17 protein-coding genes and 1 pseudogene are annotated in these 20,539 nt (G+C 32.3%); 6 read left to right on the plus strand and 12 right to left on the minus strand.

Annotated features, from left to right (window positions below):
* Window positions 1-120 precede the first annotated feature (120 nt).
* From AC3IPI_RS19985 to AC3IPI_RS20000, 4 genes are all read left to right on the plus strand, one after another.
* Window positions 121-480, plus strand: coding sequence for a BlaI/MecI/CopY family transcriptional regulator (locus tag AC3IPI_RS19985; protein WP_035621639.1), 360 nt, complete (start codon window positions 121-123; stop codon window positions 478-480).
* Window positions 481-486: 6 nt separating this feature from the next.
* The gene (locus tag AC3IPI_RS19990) at window positions 487-2,169 is read left to right on the plus strand and encodes a M56 family metallopeptidase (RefSeq protein WP_489155209.1); all 1,683 of its coding nucleotides are present in this window, start codon (window positions 487-489) and stop codon (window positions 2,167-2,169) included.
* Window positions 2,170-2,232: 63 nt separating this feature from the next.
* Window positions 2,233-3,681, plus strand: coding sequence for a serine hydrolase (locus AC3IPI_RS19995; protein ID WP_489155211.1), 1,449 nt, complete (start codon window positions 2,233-2,235; stop codon window positions 3,679-3,681).
* Window positions 3,682-3,759: 78 nt separating this feature from the next.
* The gene (locus AC3IPI_RS20000; RefSeq protein WP_039115357.1) at window positions 3,760-3,900 is read left to right on the plus strand and encodes a hypothetical protein; all 141 of its coding nucleotides are present in this window, start codon (window positions 3,760-3,762) and stop codon (window positions 3,898-3,900) included.
* 443 nt (window positions 3,901-4,343) lie between these two features.
* Here the strand turns inward: AC3IPI_RS20000 and AC3IPI_RS20005 are convergent, their stop codons facing one another.
* The 10 genes from AC3IPI_RS20005 to AC3IPI_RS20050 all read right to left on the minus strand — a co-directional run bounded on the left by AC3IPI_RS20005 (window position 4,344) and on the right by AC3IPI_RS20050 (window position 16,882).
* The gene (locus AC3IPI_RS20005; protein WP_039115355.1) at window positions 4,344-4,898 is read right to left on the minus strand and encodes a fasciclin domain-containing protein; all 555 of its coding nucleotides are present in this window, start codon (window positions 4,896-4,898) and stop codon (window positions 4,344-4,346) included.
* A gap of 318 nt (window positions 4,899-5,216) precedes the next feature.
* Window positions 5,217-6,626, minus strand: coding sequence for a TolC family protein (locus tag AC3IPI_RS20010; protein ID WP_323489362.1), 1,410 nt, complete (start codon window positions 6,624-6,626; stop codon window positions 5,217-5,219).
* Between the two features lie 2 nt (window positions 6,627-6,628).
* A complete protein-coding gene (locus tag AC3IPI_RS20015; protein ID WP_489155214.1) occupies window positions 6,629-9,781 on the minus strand; it encodes an efflux RND transporter permease subunit in 3,153 nt (1,050 codons plus the stop codon).
* Between the two features lie 31 nt (window positions 9,782-9,812).
* Complete coding sequence (locus AC3IPI_RS20020) at window positions 9,813-10,946, minus strand: efflux RND transporter periplasmic adaptor subunit (protein WP_489155216.1); 1,134 nt, start codon at window positions 10,944-10,946, stop codon at window positions 9,813-9,815.
* A gap of 407 nt (window positions 10,947-11,353) precedes the next feature.
* Window positions 11,354-12,109: a LytR/AlgR family response regulator transcription factor gene (locus AC3IPI_RS20025; RefSeq protein WP_489155218.1), complete on the minus strand. Its 756-nt coding sequence runs from the start codon at window positions 12,107-12,109 to the stop codon at window positions 11,354-11,356.
* 1 nt (window position 12,110) lies between these two features.
* A complete protein-coding gene (locus tag AC3IPI_RS20030) occupies window positions 12,111-13,208 on the minus strand; it encodes a sensor histidine kinase (protein ID WP_409416834.1) in 1,098 nt (365 codons plus the stop codon).
* A 61-nt stretch (window positions 13,209-13,269) separates the two neighbouring features.
* On the minus strand, window positions 13,270-14,316 hold the full coding sequence (locus tag AC3IPI_RS20035) for a 3-oxoacyl-ACP synthase III family protein (protein ID WP_409416835.1): 1,047 nt from the start codon (window positions 14,314-14,316) through the stop codon (window positions 13,270-13,272).
* 53 nt (window positions 14,317-14,369) lie between these two features.
* Window positions 14,370-15,203: a universal stress protein gene (locus AC3IPI_RS20040; RefSeq protein ID WP_039115345.1), complete on the minus strand. Its 834-nt coding sequence runs from the start codon at window positions 15,201-15,203 to the stop codon at window positions 14,370-14,372.
* A gap of 307 nt (window positions 15,204-15,510) precedes the next feature.
* Window positions 15,511-16,527: an alpha/beta fold hydrolase gene (locus AC3IPI_RS20045; protein ID WP_489155222.1), complete on the minus strand. Its 1,017-nt coding sequence runs from the start codon at window positions 16,525-16,527 to the stop codon at window positions 15,511-15,513.
* A 28-nt stretch (window positions 16,528-16,555) separates the two neighbouring features.
* Window positions 16,556-16,882, minus strand: coding sequence for an SdpI family protein (locus AC3IPI_RS20050; RefSeq protein ID WP_489155224.1), 327 nt, complete (start codon window positions 16,880-16,882; stop codon window positions 16,556-16,558).
* A 378-nt stretch (window positions 16,883-17,260) separates the two neighbouring features.
* Here AC3IPI_RS20050 and AC3IPI_RS20055 point away from each other — a divergent pair, with 378 nt between their 5' ends.
* Both AC3IPI_RS20055 and AC3IPI_RS20060 read left to right on the plus strand, forming a co-directional pair.
* Window positions 17,261-17,905 (plus strand): carboxypeptidase-like regulatory domain-containing protein, encoded by a 645-nt coding sequence (locus AC3IPI_RS20055; RefSeq protein ID WP_489155226.1) that lies wholly within the window; start codon window positions 17,261-17,263, stop codon window positions 17,903-17,905.
* Between the two features lie 89 nt (window positions 17,906-17,994).
* On the plus strand, window positions 17,995-18,654 hold the full coding sequence (locus AC3IPI_RS20060) for a carboxypeptidase-like regulatory domain-containing protein (protein WP_489155228.1): 660 nt from the start codon (window positions 17,995-17,997) through the stop codon (window positions 18,652-18,654).
* 63 nt (window positions 18,655-18,717) lie between these two features.
* On the opposite strand, the gene AC3IPI_RS20065 is transcribed toward AC3IPI_RS20060, so the two are convergent.
* Both AC3IPI_RS20065 and AC3IPI_RS20070 read right to left on the minus strand, forming a co-directional pair.
* Entirely contained in the window at window positions 18,718-19,290 is a 573-nt protein-coding gene (locus AC3IPI_RS20065) for a Riean_0653 family protein (RefSeq protein WP_489155230.1), read from the minus strand.
* Window positions 19,291-19,650: 360 nt separating this feature from the next.
* Window positions 19,651-20,312 (minus strand): annotated as a pseudogene (locus AC3IPI_RS20070) (IS6 family transposase).
* Between the last annotated feature and the right edge of the window lie 227 nt (window positions 20,313-20,539).

Genomic DNA, 20,539 nt, shown 5'->3' on the forward strand with positions numbered 1-20,539 from the left:
GAAATACGTTTCTAATTGCATCTATCTATTTTATAACTAACTATAAAAATAGTTAAATAACTACATTTATAGTTGTGTAACTATAAAATTAGTTGTAAGTTTGAATTAAAATTAGAAAACATGCAAAAGTTAACCAACAAAGAAGAAGAGATAATGCACATTTTATGGAAGTTGAATAAAGCTTTTGTAAAAGAAATCCAAGCAGAAATTACCGAGGATCAACCGCATTACAACACCCTATCGACCATTGTAAGAAACTTAGAAGAAAAAGGTTTTGTAGCACATACTCCTTTTGGAAACACACACCAATACTATCCTGTAGTAACTCTAAAAGAATATAGCAAGCGCTTTATGAGTACCGCAATTGATAATTATTTTAATAGTTCGTATAAGAATATGGTATCCTTTTTTGCCAAAGAAGAAAAAATTTCGGCCGATGAGTTACGTGAAATCTTAGATATGATAGAAAACAAAAAATAATAATTTATGGAAGCAATTTTTATCTATATTCTTAAAACTAGCGGACTAATCACCTTGTTTTATTTGGCGTATTACATTTTATTGCGAAAAGAAACTTTCTTTAATAGCAATAGATGGTTTTTATTATCGGGATTAATCACATCGATTGTATTGCCATTTGTAGTTTACACCAAAATAGTTTGGGTTGCTCCTACTCGTACCAATTTTACCTCTTCTTTAAATACCACAATTAAAACAGTTCCTGTAGAGCAGAGTTGGTTTGACACACATTTAAACCTGTGTCTCGTTATATTATATGTTTCAATCATCACTTTATTATTATTAAAATTTGCCTTCGACTTTTATAGCCTTAGAAAGGTTATTAAAGGACAAACCATTCAAAACCAAGCCGATTTTAAGTTTGTAGATGTTTCTGAGAATATTGCTCCGTTTTCTTTCTTCAATTATATCGTGTACAACTCATCACTGTACAATACGAGCGAATTGGAGAATATTCTGGAACATGAAAAAATTCATAGCGAACAAAATCACACTACCGACGTATTGATAACTAGGATATTTTGTATCGTATTCTGGTTTAACCCAATCGTTTGGTTGTACAAGAAAGCTATTATGCAAAACTTAGAATTCATTGCCGATGCTGAAGCTTTGAAAAAAATTACCGACAAAAAAGCGTATCAATACACGCTTTTAAAAATAACAACACATGAAAATTGTGTTGCAATCACCAATCACTTTTATCAATCATTAATCAAAAAACGAATCGTCATGTTAAACAAAAATCAATCAAAAAAGAAAAATTACTGGAAGTATGCCTTAGTTCTTCCCGTATTAGGAGCATTTGTATTCTTATTTCAAGTTAAAGTTATTGCCCAGGAAAAAGAACAAAAAGAAGCGAAAGAAGATATTGTTATAAATACAAAATCTGACGCGAAGGATGTATTTGTGTACAAAATTAAAAAGAATACAACTGATAAAGAATTAGATGAAATTGTACAAAAATTAAAAGCAAATCATGAAGTAATTGTTGCATTTACAGAAGTAACAAGAAATTCTGATAATGAATTAACTGGAATAAGAGTTGACATAAAAAGAAAGAATGGTAAATCGCAAATCATGCAAACTAGCGGTAACGAAGCCATAAAACCTTTTGGTGTTGTTATAATAAAAAATGAAGATGGTACCGAAACTATTAATTTGCAAACTGGCAAAGAAACTCATCAGCCTGTAACTCTAAGTGAAAGTTCAGAAGGAGCCGAAAGTTATAATAACGATGAAGATTTTCCTACACCTCCTACGCCTCCAACACCACCTGATGCTCCAGAATTTCCTGAAGGACCAATGCCTGTTGCAAATATTGACATGTCTAAAATGCCTAAACCTCCTGTACATCCAAAAGATGTAAATGATGAAAAAGCAATGCAAAAATTCAACAAAGCAATGGCAGAATTTCAGAAGAAGATGGATGCTTTTGAACCAAATATGTCAGCTTACGAAAAAGAAGTAGAAGCCGTAATGGCAAAACGTCAAGCTATTTACGATAAGGAAATGGGGAAATTTAATCAAGAAATGGAAAACTTTAATCAGGAAATGAAGAATTTCGATCAAGAGATGAAAGTATATGAAAAAGAGATGAAGAACCATGAAAAGGAAATGCGAAAATTTGAAAAGGAAAATAAATCCAAATAAAAAACGCCATCCATCTCTAATCAAAAATCATAATAATATATGCATCACCCCTTAATTGTTACTATGAAAGAAACATTTTTAATTTCAATATTTCTACTCGTTTTTAGCATCTGTTTTGGTCAAAAAGCAGATAGTAATCAAAAGGAAATAAAGCAAAAAATCGATACTTACATTAATGAAGTAATCGAAATAAATGAAATTCCCGGAGTGGCGCTGGCTGTTATTAAAGACGGAAAAGTTATCTATGAAAAATACTATGGTACAGCTTCTTTTGAGGATAATAAACTAGTAGATAAAAACACCGCTTTCAAGATTTTCTCTACAACAAAATTAATTACAAATGTTGGGATATTTCAACTTATAGAAAAAGGAAAATTATCGCTGGAAGATCCAATATCAAAATATCTGGATAATCTCCCAAAAGAATGGCAAGGGATAAAAGTTGCTAATTTATTGTCTCATTCTTCTGGTTTGCCAGATATTGTAATGTTCGAAGATATTCCGATTACTTTACCTTATGATAAAAAAATTGCAATATTATCAACCAAACCAATGGAATTTGCAACAGGAGAACAATACAGTTATAATCAAACCAATTATTTTTTTCTTGCTAAGATTATTGAAAAAATAACTGGTTTACCTTTTGAAGAATACATCTTAAAAAATCAATTTCCAGGAGTAAAATCAGGTGTTTATTTTTCATCAGACTTTGGCAAAAGCTTTCCTAATAGTGCGTTTAGATATAACTATGACAGTAAAACTAAAAAGTATGTGAAAAACACTTTAAACAGTGGTTCTGATGGTCATTCTGCTAATGGTTTAAATATAACGTTGCCAGAATTTATTCGTTGGAATGAAAATCTGGATAAGAATACTTTCTTAAAAAAGGAAACAAAATATTCGATGTGGGAGCCGTTTAAATACACTAAAAGTGATGAAAACTTTGGATATGGATGGGACTTTTACCCTGTAAACAAAATTCTTTCATATGGTTTTACAGGAGGCAATGAAACTGCTTTTAGAAAGTTCGTTAAAAACGATATGACAATTATCTTTTTATCCAATGGGCATAAATATGACAATTTATATGTACAGTCTCAAGTAATTAATCATGTAGCAGGAATTGTAGATAAAACCTTAATCGATGATTATTTATTGGCTGACGAAAAGACAACACAAGATTTTTTAAAATTAGATATTGCTAAATCTGAGCAAAATTATCTTGCCTTGAAAAAGAATCATCCTGAATGGAATTTTGAATACCGATTAAACGTTGTCGGCTATACTTTAATGAATTACGGAAGAATAAATGATGCTATAAAAGTATTCGAATTAAATGCAAAAGAAAATCCTAAATCAGGAAATGCATTTGATAGCCTGGCCGAAAGTTATTTTAATAATGGTCAACTTGAGATTTCTAAACAGACTTATCAAAAAGCTTTAGCGCTTTCGCCAGAAAATGCAAATGCAAAAGAAATGCTAACCAAAATAGATAAACTTTTAGTAAAATAATATTTGAGAATCCAATGAAAGAAGGCTTTGTAACACTACAAAGTCTTTTTTTATATCTTTGAAAAAAATCCTACTCTTATGTATAAAATTCTAGCTCAGATAAACAAATTGATTTTACCAAGTTTTACCAAGCGAGGACTTGATATTACAAAAGCCAAAAAATGGCAAATGGCAATAATTGGTTACCGTTATTACGTTACAAAACGTGCTTTAGATTAAATCTATACATTCCTAATAAATACAAAAAGAGGCCGTTCGAAAAGTATAGACTGCTCTTCGTTTATTGAAATAATATCTATTTTTTTTTAAAAAAATATTAATAAAAAAAGTCCCAGCGGGACGCTATATTTATAGCAATTTTAATTGTAATCAAAAATAACCCCATCGGGGTGGCATATATAGCAATCTGAATAAAACCCAAAATATCGCTACGCTGTAGCTTTTACCCAAACCTCTTTAAATTTGCTATAAACATGTTACTCCGCTGGAGCAATTATCTATCATGATTTATAAAAATTCCAAAAACAACAGAGAGGATGCCTGAAAAATTTGCAGTAAACAACATGCCTCATTGGGACAATTACCTATGCATTCCTAATAAATACAAAAAAGTCCTGTACAACATACAGGACTTTTTTTGATTATTGGGACAATCAGTGCTTTTATTTTTTTGGTAATAATACCGTATCAATTACGTGAATTACACCATTTGATTGGTTTACGTCTGCGATGGTCACTTTAGCTTTATTACCGCTTTCGTCGCTTATATACAAATCTTTTCCTTTCATCCAAGCTGTTAGTGTCCCACCACTTACAGTTTTTAATGTTGCTTTACCTCCACCCATTTTTATTGCTTTGGCAATATCGGCTGCATTCATTTTTCCAGCCACAACATGGTAGGTCAAAATATTTTGCAACGTTTTAATGTTTTCTGGTTTTAGTAATGTTTCAACTGTTCCTTTTGGTAATTTATTAAATGCTTCGTTTGTTGGAGCAAAAACAGTGAAGGGTCCTTTACTTTCTAATGTTTCTACCAAACCAGCTGCTTTTACTGCTGCTACTAATGTGGTGTGGTCTTTTGAGTTTACGGCATTCTCGATAATATTTTTGTTTGGGTACATTGCTGCTCCACCAACCATAACTGATTTTTGAGCGAAAGAAGTTGCTCCAAATACTAATGCAAAAAATGCTGCTGCTAAAATGCTTTTCGTTTTCATGATTTAATTTTTTAGTTATAAAAGCATTTACGACATAACATTCGATTTGGTTTTTAATATAGCTGAAATTTGAACAAATAAAATCAAAAACACGCTGCAACCCTTGTAAAATGGGAGAAAAATAAAATCCATCATCCTTATAAATTATAATAAAGATGATGGATTATTTTTTGCCTAACAACTAAGTAACAATCACATTGTAATGTCATATTTTAAAATCATAGAAAAAATAAAAACGATTAATTCGTTGACTTTCAACAATTTTAATTAACATTAGTCCTTTTGACTTTATGACTTTAAAACTTTCGACTTACTTATCTATTGCACTCCGCCGCCTAAAGCACGATATAAATTTATTGCAGCATTTAGTTTTTCTAACTTTATACTAACAACATCTAAGTCATTTTGTAAAGCACCATTTTGGGCAACAATAACATCTAGATAAGTTACCATGCCGCTTTTATATAGTAATGTTGCATCAGAAGTTGCTTTGTCTAAAGAAACTGCTTTTTCTGTCGCAAGTTCCATGCGTTCATCGGCATATTTTAATTGAGACATGGCATCATTTACTTCTCCAACAGCAGTTATATAGGATTGCTTAAACTGAATAACTGCTTTTTCCTGTTCTATAATCGCAACTTCATAAGCAGTTCTTAAAGCACGTTTTCTAAATATTGGCTGTGCCAAATTAGCTGCAATAGTTTTAGTAACTGAACCTGGAAAATTAAACCAAGTATCAAACTCAAATGAATTTTTTCCGATTGAAGGTCTCAAACTCAGTGTTGGATACATGGTAGCTTTTGCCAATCCTGTTTTAGCATTAGCAGACATAACAGCGTATTCGGCAGCTTTTACATCTGGTCTTCGACTCAAAAGTGAGGCTGGAATCCCTGAAGGCAAAACAACATCAAATTCTGCTACTTCCAGATTTCCGGATCGTAATATGCTATCCGGATATTCTCCACATAAAATTTGCAATGCATTTTCCTGAACTGCAATATTTGCTTTCGCTAAAGGAACCAATAACTCAGCTGTTTTTTTCTGAGCTTCAGTCTGATAAAGTGCCAAGGAACTAATTGCTCCCGAATTATATTGCAGCTTCATCATATTTAAAGTGTTATCACTTAATTCGATGTTTTTCTGTGCAATTTTAAGTTGTTCATCCAATCCTAAAAGATTATAATACGATTGCGCAACCTGAACAATAATTCTGGTTTTTAAAGCCGAAAGATTCTCTTTTTGAGCAAAATAATTGGCTTTAGCCTCTCTTTTCTGCATCGTTACTTTCCCCCATATATCTGCTTCCCAAGACAACTGAATATTGGCATTATAATCGTCCATATAATCCTTACTGGTAAACTGTGCGCTCAAAGAACCATTAAGTGAGTTTTTAGACTGATAACTGCGGCTCGCATTTGCATCAAAATCAAGCGTTGGTAATAGACCTAATTTTGCTTGTTTGTAATTAAGGTCTAGCTGCTCCATGCTTTTTATAGCGATAAGCACCTCGTTATTTTTAACGAGGGCTTTCTCTATCAAATCAACCAACAATGGATCTTTATAGTAATTTTTCCAGGGATGTAAAATAGTATCTCCGGTTAGTGTTACCTCTTCACGATATTTTTCGGGAACATTTAAATCTGTGCGAGAATATTTTTTCCCTACTACGCAGGATGTTAGTAAAACACCCGCAAATAAAGAAATTCCAATTTTATATAGTACTCTCATTATTATTCTTTTATATTTTTAATTACAATCTTCTTACCCGATACTTTTTCTTGTAAATATTGAAATAGTATAAAAAGTAACGGAATTACAAAAACTCCCAAAACAACGCCACTAAACATTCCTATAGCCGCACTTACACTTATAGATCTGTTTCCTACTGCTGTTCCTCCTGTGGCAAACATTAATGGTATCATACCCGCAATAAAAGCTAGAGATGTCATGATAATAGGTCGCAATCTCGATCTGGCTCCCTCGATAGCCGCTTCTGTAATAGATAGACCTGCATAACGTCTTTGAAGCGCAAATTCTACAATAAGAATAGCATTTTTGGCCAAAAGCCCGACCAACATAATTAAACCAACCTGAACATAAATGTTGTTATCAAGCCCTACTGCTTTAACTCCCGCAAAAGCTCCTAATATACCTGTTGGGATAGAAAGCAATACTGCAAGAGGCAATAAATAACTTTCGTATTGTGCAGCTAATAAAAAGAAAACAAATAGAAGACATAACCCAAATATGGCAATAGTCTGATTTCCTCCCTCTTTCTCTTCAAGACTTAATCCTGTCCACTCATAACTATAATCAGATGGGAGTTTATCCAGAACTTTTTCCAGATTACCCATAACTTCTCCATTACTAAATCCTGGTAAGGCTACCGCAGTAATATTAACCGAGTTGTAAAGATTGTAACGGTTTACAGATTCTGGCCCATAAACTTTATGAAGCTTAACAAGAGATTTTACTGGTACCATTTCCATTTTTGCATTTCTAACAAATATTTCATTAAACGCGTCTTGGTCTGTTCTAAAAATACCATCTGCCTTAACATTAACTCGGTAAAACTTTCCGAATCTTGTAAAATCTGCCGACTGATCTCCTGCAAAATAAGTCTGGATATTATTTAAAAGTTCACGTATGTTAACTCCCATTTGGCTGGCTTTCTCCTCATCTACTTCTAGTTCAAACTGCGGATAATCTGCTCTAAATGTAGTATAGGCGTATTGTACTCCTGGTTGTTGCATAATTTGCCCAATCACTTTATCAGTCATCGCTTTTAATGTAGCCGGATCACGCGCTGTTCTGTCCTGAAGCACAATCTCGGCACCACTTGTTACACCAAATCCTTCTACAGGAGGCATTCTGAGTACCATAATCGAACCTTCTTTTATACCCGATAATTTGCCCGTAACCATATTTAGTACTTCATCAATATCCTTAACCGCTCCTCTCTCTTTTTTAGGCTTTAATTTTATAAACCCTAATCCGTAGGCAGGACTGGCACTATTACTAAGAATGTTAAAACCTGTAATACTGGTATTATTATCAATAGCTTCTACTGTCGAAAGTTCTTTTTCAATCTTCTCAACTACTGCTGTAGTACGATCTAATGCTGTTCCCGGAGGCATCGATAAACTGTAAAGCATAAAGCCATCATCTTCCATTGGCACAAAACTTTTAGGTGTAGACATCATCATTACGATAGCAATAGTACTTATCCCAACAACTAATCCTCCTGCAAGCCATTTTCTGCCTATAAGAAAACGAACTCCTTTAATATATTTACCCGTTAAGTTGTTAAACCCTGTATTGAATCCTACGAAAAAACGTTCTTTAAATCCTGATTTATGATCATTTCCTCCATGTTTACCATTATGGTCGTTCTTTAACAAAAGTGCACATAATGCTGGTGTAAGCGTAAGTGCATTTACTGCCGAAATGATAATTGCAATAGCAAGTGTATAAGCAAACTGCGTGTAGAAAATCCCTGATGATCCTGTCATGAATCCAATCGGAATAAATACTGCCGACATTACCAGTGTTATCGATACAACCGCTCCTGTAATCTCTGTCATGGCACTATGAGTAGCTTCTTTGGCGGAAAGCCCAGAATCTTCTTCCATCTTACTATGCACGGCCTCAACCACCACAATGGCATCATCGACCACAATACCAATCGCAAGAACTAAAGCAAAAAGTGTTAGAATATTTATGGTGAATCCAAATACGAGCAAGAAGAAAAACGTTCCTATAATTGCTACCGGAACTGCAATAGCTGGGATAATCGTCGAGCGAATGTCTTGCAGGAATATAAATACTACTATAAAAACCAGAATAAAAGCTTCTAGTAATGTCGATTTTACCTGTCCTGTTGCTTCGTCAAGTCTTTCTTTGGTACTCATTACGTTAACGTATTTAATACCTGGAGGAAAAGATTTAGATAAACGTTCTACTTCTTTATTAATCCCGATTTCAATGTCGTTTGCATTCGAACCTGATGTTTGTAATATCGCCATTGTAACGGCGTTTTTTCCGCTAGACTTATTGTCTCCACTATAAGAAATTGAACCAAATTCTACTCTCGCTACATCTCTAAGTCTTAAAATATTATTCCCATCAGTTTTAACCACAATATTTTCATATTGCTCTGGCTTATTTTTCTTTCCTTTATATCTGATAACATACTCTAAAGCCGACTTTGATTCTTCTCCTAATTTTCCCGGAGCCGACTCTAAACTTTGATCTGCAATTGCCTGACTTATATCTGATGGTACTAAGCCCGCATTTGCCATTTTGCGTGGGTCAAGCCAAACTCGCATAGAGTAATCTTTTTGTCCAAAAATCTGAACCTGACCTACTCCTGGAACTCGCTTTATTTGCGGAACCAAGTTGATGTTGGCATAATTTTGCAAAAACAACTCATCGTATTTGTTATTATCATCTGTATAAAGATTAAAAATAACAATCATACTATTTTGCTGCTTAGAGGTCGTAAGCCCCATTCTGATAACTTCTTGCGGCAATTTTGGTGTTGCTTGTTGTACTCTGTTTTGCACATTTACCGCAGCCTGATCAGGATCTACACCTTGTTTAAAAATTACACTGATAGAAAAAGATCCATCATTACTCGCAGTAGATTTTATATACTGCATATTCTCAACCCCGTTTATTTGTTCCTCTAGTGGTGTTACTACAGAACGAATAACGGTTTCACTATTTCCTCCGGGATAAGTACCACTTACCATTACTGTTGGTGGTGCAATATCTGGAAACCTTGTTACCGATAATCTTGTAAGACTTATGACACCTAATATCACCAATACAATGGAGATAACTGTAGCCAGTACAGGCCTGTCTATTATTTTTTTTAACATGGAAAATGTTATTTTATATTAAAACCGAAATTTATTTATTGCTTAGCGCTTTTGCAGCTACTTTGGGAACTACTTCCATATTGTCATAAAGTGCATCGATAGTATTTAATGCAATCTTGTCTCCTGATTTTACACCAGATTTTACAAAATAATTTGCACCTGCACTACCAGTAATTTCAATAGGAACCATCGCTACTTTGTTGGCTTGTCTTAAAACATAAACAAAAAATTTATCCTGAATATCTTTTACACTTGCCATTGGAACACTAATTACCGAAGACAAACTACTATTTAATACAACTCTTGCTGAACCTCCTGATCGTAATTGTTTCTTTGGATTTGGAAAAATTGCTTTTAATGCAATAGTTCCTGTAGTACGATCAATATTACCGCTGGCAACTTCTAGTTTTCCCTGATGTTCATACAAGCTATCGTCTGCCAAAATCAAACTTACAGATTGGTTTAATTGTGAATCTTTTGAAAAAGACAAATAATCAGATTCGCTCAAAGAGAAATACACAAATACAGTATTAATCTCAGAAAGAATAGTTAATGGAACAGCATCTGTTGGGGTAACCAGATTACCTACACGATTAGGAATACGGCTAATATAACCGCTTACCGGTGCTTTAATCAAAGAGAAATCAGCATTAAGTTGTGAAGATCCCAAAGCCGATTTTGCCTGAGCTGCTTGCGCTACTGCTGCATCATAATTGGCTTGTGCAGTTTTTAATTGCATATCCGAATATACTTTAGCATCTACAAGAGGTTTAATTTTTTCAATCTCTAATTTGGCGTTTGCAAGATTTGCCAAAGCACTCTTATACGCTGCACGAGTATTATTAACCTGCTCTACAAAAACATCTGCTTTAATTTTAAAAAGTGATTGTCCTTTGCTTACATACTCTCCCTCTTTTACATAAATTGCTTCAAGATATCCTGAAACCTGAGGTTTTATATCTACATTAACTGAGCCTTCGATAATTCCTGGGTATTTTTTTTCAACTTCGCCTGTCATAGATTTAGCCTGGAAAAAATCTACTTCTGGTTTTGGAGCTTCTAAAGCTTCTGCGCCACCTTTTCCACACGAAGAAAAGCTAATGATAATCAATAAAACTACCATTTTGCTGAGTGTTTTATTATTTTGGAAAAACTGTTTTGTCATTTTATTTCGTTTTGAATGAATACATCGAATTTGACGACAAAATAACAACCCAAACCCCTCATAAATTATTAGAAGATTACCCAACCGTAATTTTTCAATACTGAAACGAATACGTAGGTTACCAAAGGAAAAAAGAACTAAGCCCGCGGTTTCAACCGTGCAGTACAGATTGCGATAATAAATTGCGTTCCAACGGTTGAAACCGTGGGCAATGTTTATGTTATTTGTGTTTACAATCCGTTTTCGAGCTATTAGTTTGATTTACAATGAAGAAATAAAATTGAATTTATTTTTTGGATTTGTAATGCAGACAGACTAAATAATCATTGAATAAATGATAAATAGTTACCGCAATAAAAAAGAGTAGTATCTATAAAACTAGTAAGTTATACCTAATTTTAAGTGTATTAGCGATCCATCCATTGCTTAAAAAAAGGAGCTTTTTCTCGGCTAATGATTACCTCACGTTCCGAATCTCCGTAAAGTAGTATTTTAAGCTTGGCATTAAAGTAATTCGAAATAGATTTTATACTTTCTACCCGTATAAAAAATTGCCTGTTGGCTCTGAAAAAAATATCTGGATCGAGTTCTTCTTCAAGCTCTTCCATAGTTTGGGGAATGGCTATAATAGTACCATTTTTAAGAAAAAGATGCGACGTTTTAAATTCTGAATATATAAAATCAATATCAGTAACAACCACGCTTTTATATCCATCACGGTAAGTAACTAAAAAACGTAATCTAAAGGAAGGTTTATGAACAAATTTCTTTAAAATATCTGCAATATCCTCGGTATTATGTTTTGCTTTTGCTAAAGACTTAAATTTAGTTAAAGCATCTTGTAATTCATTCTTTTCAATCGGTTTCATTAAGTAATCGATACTATTTACCTTAAAAGCCCTTACTGCATATTCATCATAAGCAGTAGTAAATATGATGGGACAAGTAATTTTCACCTCTTCAAAAATAGAAAAACTTATACCATCTGCCAGACGAATATCCATTGTAATTAAATCGGGCATGGCATTGGTATTTAACCATGTTACCGTACCTTGAACCGTATCTATGACATCCAGAATTTTACAATCTGGCTCCAATTCTTCCAACAATCTTTTAAGACGATTGGCATTGATAATTTCATCTTCTACAATTAAAATTTTCATACTATTTTATTAAAGGCAAACGAACACAATAAAAACCATTAGACTCAGAAAAGACAGGCATTCGATCAAATAATATTTTATATCTAAATTCAATATTTTTATTCCCTACACCTGTAGAATCAAAACTTTTACCTGATGTAGGTTGCAAATTATTCCTAACAACAATATCTCCAACATCTGAATAAATAGAAATTATAAGCGGATTAGACAACGTAGCTACGTTATGTTTTACAGCATTTTCTACCAGTAATTGCAGTGTTAAAGGTGGTAAATGAAAATCTAGACAAGTTATATTCACTTGTATTTTCAATTCAACCTTGTCACCAAGGCGTTTTTTTAAAAGATAAAAATAAGCATTTAAAAATTCAATTTCTTCTCTTACCGTAATAGTGTCTTTATTAAGGTTAGAAATCATATAGCGATAAACCTTTGTGATATTCTCTAAAAATGAAGCTGCCGAAAGCGGGTCTTCATGAATTAATTCGGTAAGAGTACTAAAATTATTAAACGTAAAATGGGGATCAAGTTGTAGTTTTAAAGATTCTAACTCTGAGCGGGTTACAGCTTCTTGAAGTTGAGAAGCCTTAATTTTGAGCTCCGCAGCCTCATCCAAAGTGACGCGCCATCGATTAAGCAAAAATATACTAGTATGAATAAAACTTATGAAAAGTGACAATATAGCTGCCATTAAATTTGACTGCCATATAATCAGAAGTTCACTTTCTTTTAACGGAGTCCAGGGATAGAAAAATTGCCATAAAAAAGAAAACAAATAATTTAAAAGAATGTTACCTATAATGAGAAACAAAAATTGTACAAAAGCCCTAAAAATAGGCTTTTGTTCCCAGCTAATCCAATGATTTAGAGTACGTCCTACAAAAAGACTTAATTCAGTAAGAATCGCACAATATGCTAAAATCAAGAATATATCAAGAGTCCAATCTAAATCCCATAAAGAATCTTGTCCATAACTTCTGTAAGGATTTAAAACAAAATAAGAAGACAAGTACACTAAAAAAACAACTGGTATTACAATAATCCTATAATATTTATAGAAAAAGTTCTTACCATTAGTTTTATTTTGTGTTTTTGAATTCATAAGCTAATAAGTAAGAACAATTGTTGTATTAAGAAAATTATTAAAGTAATTGAAATTTCTATTAATGTGTTAAAGCATATTCTGATTTTTTATCGTTTTTTGAAGACTTTACAGGTTTCTGTTTTCGCATAACTCCCCATTTTATACAAGTTGCTCCCCACGAAAAACCAGCTCCAAAGGTAGTAATTAATATATTTTGCCCTTCCTTAAAATCAGCTGCAAAATCCCAAAGACATAACGGAATCGTTGCAGATGTTGTATTACCATATTTATCAATATTCACCTTAACCTTTTCAGTCCCAATATTTAGACTTTCGCCTACAGCGTTAATGATTCTTAAGTTAGCCTGATGTGGCACAACCCAATCAACATCTTCTACACTTAAGCCATTGCTAGCAAGAACATCTTGAGAAACACTACTCATAGATTCAACAGCTTTTTTAAATACAAAAGCCCCTTCTTGCTTAATATAATGATCTCGGTTTACAATAGTTCCCACTGTAGCAGGAAGTTTAGAGCCACCTCCAGGCACTAATAATGCTGATGTGCCGCTTCCGTCTGTACGCAAGATGCTTTTCATCATGCCATATTCTAAATCTGTTTTCTCCAAAAGGACTGCACCTGCTCCGTCTCCAAAAAGAATACAGGTATTACGGTCTTCGTAATCTACAATTGAGCTCATTTTATCAGCTCCAACCACAATAATTTTTTCATATCGACCACTTTCAATCATTGTAGTTGCCATTTCTAGCGCATACAAAAAACCGCTACAAGCTGCGTTAAGATCAAATCCAAATGCATTGGTAAGTCCGCTTATTTCGCATATTTTACTTGCTGTAGGAGTTAAAAGATGGTCTGGAGTTGTTGTTGCCAGCAATAAACCATCTATTTCCTTTGGGTCAACATCATAGTTTTGCAATAAATTCTCAATTGCAGCACAAGCAAGGTCTGATGTTGCCTGATCTTTGCCAGTAGCTAGTCTTCGTTCTTTTATTCCAGTTCTTTTTTCAATCCATTCAACAGTTGTATTAACCGTTTCAGAGATCATCTCATTACTAAGGATAGAAGTCGGTACAAAGCCACCTATAGCCGTAATTGTTGCATTCATTTTTAATCGATTATATTGTTATTTCTTTGCTTTTATATAAAATAAAAATATCATCAGAAATTAGGAAAAGATAATAGGGGTATATCTAAACCTGCTGCCATAATTCTGGTTTTACTTTTATGCACCAAAGAATCCCAAAAACCATACCTTTGTGGTACCATTACTAAAATATCTGCATTATAATTCTTGATTTCTTTCTTGATCTCATTAATTACAGCATTAGACTTAACCGTTTTATAAATATATTTAACTTCTTTAAACTCTTCTTCAAGCGAAGAATTTAATAGCTGTACCCCCTGCTCCTGCTTAAGATTGTCTATTTTTTCATCTACACTAAAAAACTCTAGCTCGGCACCAAGATTACCTACAATATCTTTTAACCAACTAAATCTTTTTATCGAAGAGAAACTTAAAGTATCACAAGCGTAGAGTATTTTTTGTATGTTCTGGAAACTAGCATTTTTAGGAACTGCCAATACTGGTATATTTAAGTTCTTTATTACCGATGTTGTTGAATTTCCTAATAGTTCCTGCTCAAAAGATCGCTCTGCCATTCCCATGACAACTAACTCAGCATTAGTATCGTCAATTATCGATGTAAGCTGATCCTCCAGGAAAGAATATTTGCAAAAACAACTTACTTCGATAGCATAAAGATCTGCTATTTCTTTCCCGAAAATTTCTAGTTTCTCGGTAGCTTTCTCAATTTGCTTTTGCATAGCTTCGGCAGTAATATGGGCATTAGAGCTATGTAAACCCAAAGAGAAGGAATTAAACAAAACAAGCTTGGCACTTGTGGCTTTTGCAAGTCCCGCTGCATAAGCAACAGCGTTATTTGCTATATCGGAAAAATTTGTAGCTGCAATAATAGTAAGTGGTGAAGTCATAATATATCAATTAAATAATTATAGAAGTAAAGTTCCTTAATTATTTGTTTAGATTCTTTCTAAAACTACCGAAGAATCATTTTTTAGACCTCAACCGTATTTTTTAGTTCCCGAAAATAGATTTCTCTCATAAATACGGTAAAATACGAATGTAAAAATGTTGTCATCACAATATTATTTGCCTTTATAATTTAATTTTTAAGCTATAAAATTATTTACACTATTACTTTGCTTTTTATTTTCTCTAAAGGATAAAAGACCAAATATTCACCTTAAAATCACCTATTTTATTTTAAGAAAAAAATGACTAAATCTTTTTAATCCAAGTAATAATCTCTACTAACACCAAATTATCTATTTCATATAAATGAAAATTCATTACTTTTATTTCACCATAAGTCAAATAGTGATTGAGGTTATTAAAAAGTTTTATCTCAATATTATCATTGTCAAAGCTTTTTAAAAGATTGATATTCGATACTGGATCTACAAATTTATCGTTGCTCCCAATTATATAAAGTGTAGGTATTTGAAGGGCTCTATACGTGTCTTCGTAGTTCTTTCTTAATAAATCCAAATGAGTAGGAAAAGAAATATACCATTCGAATTTTTTTTTCTTAAAGCCTTTTTCTTTTAATGAAATTTTAATTTTCTCTCTTAATAAATCGTTAGTATCATTTTTATTTTCTTCTACCTTTTTATGGATCAAGTCCATAACCTCGAGTTTAGTTTCTAAATCTGTATATTGAAGATTCCTCTCTTGTAAATTTACTCCAGTTTTTACTTGGTATTTTAAGAAAGCTCCATGCTTTTCTACTGGTGTGGCCCATTGGACTAAAAAATCAACATTTGTTCCTTTTTCAATTGCTCCAATACTTGCTAAACCACCTTCACTATGTGCAATTACACCAATTTTTTTATCTTTTAAGAATGGTAAACTTTTGATATGTTCAATTGCATAAATAACATCATTTATCTTGTCAGATATACAATAAGAAACCATGTTATATTTACCCTCAGATTTCCCAACACCTCTTTCGTCATATCTAAAAACGGCAATATTATTCTTCAATAACTCTTCTACCAAAATATAATGACTATTCCTGGAATCTTTACCTGAACCTGGTATAATAATTACTACTTTATCAAATTCTGTTTTAGGACAAATTAAAGTTCCATAAAGTTTTATTTTTTCTTCGGTTTGTTCGATTTCAATCTCAGTAGAGTCATATTTTCCGATTTCACTGATCTCTTTCTCATATGTAAAAACTTCTTGTGAATATCCCGATATACAAAAAAGCACTACCAATGATAGTGCTTTCATTTTTTTTAAAAATAAAATAGATGTCATCCTATTTACTTATTTTTTCATATTCAGATAATTTTCTTTCAGTAATAAGAAAAACCAATCCCAATTCAGCTAATAAAATTAAAGCAAAAACAATTTTATTAACTCCATCTACAAATAAAGACGCAACACAAAACCCTATAATATTACCAACTGAGATTACAAAAATTGCAATAGAGGCAAAATGATTTGAAAAATTCCAATTCTCGATATTCTTCATCGATTTTTTAGTTCGATAACCATAAAAACTGTTAATGTTTTTTGGAGGAAAAAGCATTAATACCATTGAAACAACAAATAAAAGTATTGAAACTAAAAATTCTGAATACATAATTATGGTTTTTAAAGTTAGAAAAATGAAAGACTATTTATGTCTGATTTGCTACAAATAAAAAGAATAAAAAATAATGAAAACCAATGTTTTAGCTAAAAGAATACACTAAAAACAACATCGGATAAAATAGTATAACCCTAAGATAACCTGAGTCAAGTTCTCATTAATCTTGACAAGATAATTTGACATTAACCTCTATAAAATTTTAATCATTTAAAAAAATATTCAAATCCTTAATCAATTAATCCCTATTTTTAAACTCGTAAAAGCAATCTGGAACAAAAAGAAGTATATATGTCATATTTATTGCATCTTTAAACAGCTAATGTGCCTACATAACATTATGGGTTTGATGAAAATTTAATTTGAATTAAAATGAAAAATAATATCAAAATATCAATTCCAAAACCTTGTCACGAAAACTGGCTAGAAATGACACCAACCGAAAAAGGTAGATTTTGTAGCAACTGCCATAAAAATGTGATTGATTTTACAAAAGCATCAGATAGAGAAATTCTTATAGCATATACCAAGAATAATAGCTTATGTGGACGTTTTAATAATGCACAGCTTAACCGCAATATTATGGTTCCAAAAGAAAAAAATTCTTTCTGGATGATAGCAGCGGCATCTATAATTACTTTCTTAGGATTAGGAGAGCAAAGTGTAAAAGCACAAGAAGCTACAAAAACAGAACAAACAGACCGCAAACAACTTAAAAACAATATAAAGGTTAAGTCTAAAAAAGACCTCATAACCTATACAGGAACTTTATATGATTCTCAAAATAACCCAATAACAGATGCTAATGTTAAAGTAAAACGAACCAAAATTGAAACCAAAACTAATTTTGACGGAGAGTTTACAATAAAGGCAAAAAAAGGAGCAGTTTTAATATTTCAACATGAAGATTTTTTAACCACCGAATTTAAACTTGAAAATGATATTAAAATTAAACCAATAATGAAAAATTATTATTTTATAGGAGAAGTCGTTACAGCAAAAACAGAAGATGATTAAATACATTTTTAAAACTCACAAAAGCTAGGCACACACAAAAATGTACTCCATAATATTATTTGTCTGATGAAAATTTAATTCAAATTAAAATGAAAAATAATATCCAAATAACAATTCCCGAGCCTTGCCACGAAAACTGGCTAGAAATGACACCATCTGAAAAAGGTAGATTTTGCAGTAATTGCCAGAAAAATGTAATTGATTTTACAAAAGCATCAGACAGAGAAATTCTTATAGCATATACCAAGAATAATACCTTATGTGGTCGTTTTAATAGCACGCAACTTAACCGAAAAATCACAACACCAAAAGAAAAAAACTCTTTCTGGATGATGGCGGCTGCATCCGTAATAACATTCTTAGGGTTAGGAAATCAAAGCGCAAAAGCGCAAGAAGCAATAAAAACGGAACAAACCGATACAAAACAGCTCAATGATACAATATCAGAAGAAATTACATATACAGGAACCGTTTATGACGAAGAAAAACTACCAATGCCTGGAGCAACTATAAAGATAAAAGGAAGAAGTATGCATACTGCTTTTGATGGTAAATTCTCTGTAAAGGCAAAAAAAGGAGATATATTACAAGTAGCTTATATTACTTTCGAAAAAAAAGAACTCAAGCTTTCCAATAATCCTAACATTGAAGTTAATCTAAAAAGAACTACAGCTTCTAAAGATGAAACTCTAATTATGACAGGTGTAATAGTTCTAAGAAAACCAGAAGACGAATACATTGAATTTTAAAAAGTATAAAGCATAAAAAAACCGAGTCATTTCTGGCTCGGTTTTTTTATGCTTTTAGAATAATTAATCTATCGTAATTACCTTATAAGATAAATTTGTAAAAACACCTTTGCTAACTTCTACCGTTTCTGGAGTTACAATTTGATTTTGCAACGAACCAGCTTTTATAGCAGTAAAACTAAATGTTCCCGAAATAGTTTTCTTTTCTTTATCAATAGAGGTAACTGTTATTTTCCCTATTTTAGGAGCATGCTCAGTATAAGTACTATTCCCTATTAAATACGTATTTATAAATAATGCATCGCTTGTTTCGCTTTCTTCATCAAAAGAATAAGTACGCACAGGCATCCCATTATCAGTCGTTAATTCGCTAGAAAATGTCAAAGACAATAATTGTGATGCATCCTGAGCACTTATATCAAAACGTTGCTCTTTTGTACTTGTTGCACGAATTAATGTTACGCTATTAACCTTACCTGTCCAGGCAGCACCATTAATAGTAGCAGTAATTGAGCTAGCCTGATTGTTTGCATTATTAGCATTGTTTGCGTCATTAGTATCATCGCCACTATCGCTATTACATCCTGCAAAGAATAATGATAAAATCACTAATCCTGTTCCTAAAATTTTTTTCATATTTATTTGTTAGTTTTCGGCAAATTAAATCTAATTTTTCCTAATAAAAAAACATTAATGAAGCAATTAAAAAAATAGTTCTAGAATAATTTTTTCGCATAAAAAAAGCCGAACTATTACTAGTTCGGCTTTAATCTATAATCTAAAAGAAATTATTTTACCTTCTTCAAAAATAACGACAACTGATTACCAATACATTACAAAATAATGGTACAAATATGGAACAAAATAATTATTTTATTTCACGAAAGAACATATTTCCTTTCTGAAAGCTAACAATTTAAAACTTTATTAGACAGGCTTAGTTTGGTTCTGTCGCAGCTGTCAGAATCAAATATAAGAATGTAAGTAATTTAAAAATTAGCCCGCCAATTTGCAGAATGATTTAAACATAGATATCCCTGGTTTGACCATCTGATTCTTTCTAAGCATATGTACAACTTCAATTCCACTCAAGGTTCGCCTAGCCGATTCAAAACTTTTAAAACCTAACCCGTTTTGTATTTGCCATTTTATAAATCGATGGTCCTGTTCTACAATATTGTTGAGATATTTACACTGCCGGATTTTAATCTTTGAGCATAAACGTTTGTTATATACTTTGATGGCTGCGATATTAGAACCGCTTTTATCCATATTTATTACTCTTGGCCGGTAGTTATCAATAATTGCTTTAATTAGAAAAGACTGAGTGCTCATTCTCTGTCTTTTTCTGGTCAAAAGAAAGCCTACTGTATGACCTAATTTATCTACTGCCCGATACAAATAACACCAAATACCTTTTTAATATACGTCTCATCCATTCTCCAACTCTTCCCCACTCTGGCTTTTCTCTTCTTCATCTCTGCCTCAATGAAAGGCATAAACTTATAAACCCAACGCTTAATCGTGGCATGATCCACAATCACTCCTCTAATTTTCATTATTTCTTCAACATCCCGGTAACTACCTGTAAATCTTAGTTTGAAATATACTGCCTGAAGAATTACGTATTTTGGATAACAATGCCCTTTAGTATTCATCTTTTGATCGGTTTAAAATTCTAAAGATAAAAGTTATTCCCAGATGCGACAGAACCAGGGAAACTCCACATAAGTATTTCAAATAAATATCACTTTTAATTCTTTGCCTTTCGAAAAGAAAATTTAGGTGTTCTATCTGAGTTCTGTCGTATTTAAGAATAAGATTTAAACTTGGAAGTTTAAAATCACCCTATCAAGAGCTAGACACAAAGCAATTAACCCTCTGA

The sequence above is a fragment of the Flavobacterium sp. GL_143 genome, from assembly GCF_057834355.1.

Excerpts from the sequence above, each read along its gene's own strand:
- AC3IPI_RS19985 (WP_035621639.1), top strand. The coding sequence starts at position 121 with ATGCAAAAGTTAACCAACAAAGAAGAAGAGATAATGCACATTTTATGG.
- AC3IPI_RS19990 (WP_489155209.1), top strand. The coding sequence starts at position 487 with ATGGAAGCAATTTTTATCTATATTCTTAAAACTAGCGGACTAATCACC.
- AC3IPI_RS19995 (WP_489155211.1), top strand. The coding sequence starts at position 2,233 with ATGAAAGAAACATTTTTAATTTCAATATTTCTACTCGTTTTTAGCATC.
- AC3IPI_RS20000 (WP_039115357.1), top strand. The coding sequence starts at position 3,760 with ATGTATAAAATTCTAGCTCAGATAAACAAATTGATTTTACCAAGTTTT.
- AC3IPI_RS20005 (WP_039115355.1), bottom strand. The coding sequence starts at position 4,898 with ATGAAAACGAAAAGCATTTTAGCAGCAGCATTTTTTGCATTAGTATTT.
- AC3IPI_RS20010 (WP_323489362.1), bottom strand. The coding sequence starts at position 6,626 with ATGAGAGTACTATATAAAATTGGAATTTCTTTATTTGCGGGTGTTTTA.
- AC3IPI_RS20015 (WP_489155214.1), bottom strand. The coding sequence starts at position 9,781 with ATGTTAAAAAAAATAATAGACAGGCCTGTACTGGCTACAGTTATCTCC.
- AC3IPI_RS20020 (WP_489155216.1), bottom strand. The coding sequence starts at position 10,946 with ATGACAAAACAGTTTTTCCAAAATAATAAAACACTCAGCAAAATGGTA.
- AC3IPI_RS20025 (WP_489155218.1), bottom strand. The coding sequence starts at position 12,109 with ATGAAAATTTTAATTGTAGAAGATGAAATTATCAATGCCAATCGTCTT.
- AC3IPI_RS20030 (WP_409416834.1), bottom strand. The coding sequence starts at position 13,208 with ATGAATTCAAAAACACAAAATAAAACTAATGGTAAGAACTTTTTCTAT.
- AC3IPI_RS20035 (WP_409416835.1), bottom strand. The coding sequence starts at position 14,316 with ATGAATGCAACAATTACGGCTATAGGTGGCTTTGTACCGACTTCTATC.
- AC3IPI_RS20040 (WP_039115345.1), bottom strand. The coding sequence starts at position 15,203 with ATGACTTCACCACTTACTATTATTGCAGCTACAAATTTTTCCGATATA.
- AC3IPI_RS20045 (WP_489155222.1), bottom strand. The coding sequence starts at position 16,527 with ATGAAAGCACTATCATTGGTAGTGCTTTTTTGTATATCGGGATATTCA.
- AC3IPI_RS20050 (WP_489155224.1), bottom strand. The coding sequence starts at position 16,882 with ATGTATTCAGAATTTTTAGTTTCAATACTTTTATTTGTTGTTTCAATG.
- AC3IPI_RS20055 (WP_489155226.1), top strand. The coding sequence starts at position 17,261 with ATGAAAAATAATATCAAAATATCAATTCCAAAACCTTGTCACGAAAAC.
- AC3IPI_RS20060 (WP_489155228.1), top strand. The coding sequence starts at position 17,995 with ATGAAAAATAATATCCAAATAACAATTCCCGAGCCTTGCCACGAAAAC.
- AC3IPI_RS20065 (WP_489155230.1), bottom strand. The coding sequence starts at position 19,290 with ATGAAAAAAATTTTAGGAACAGGATTAGTGATTTTATCATTATTCTTT.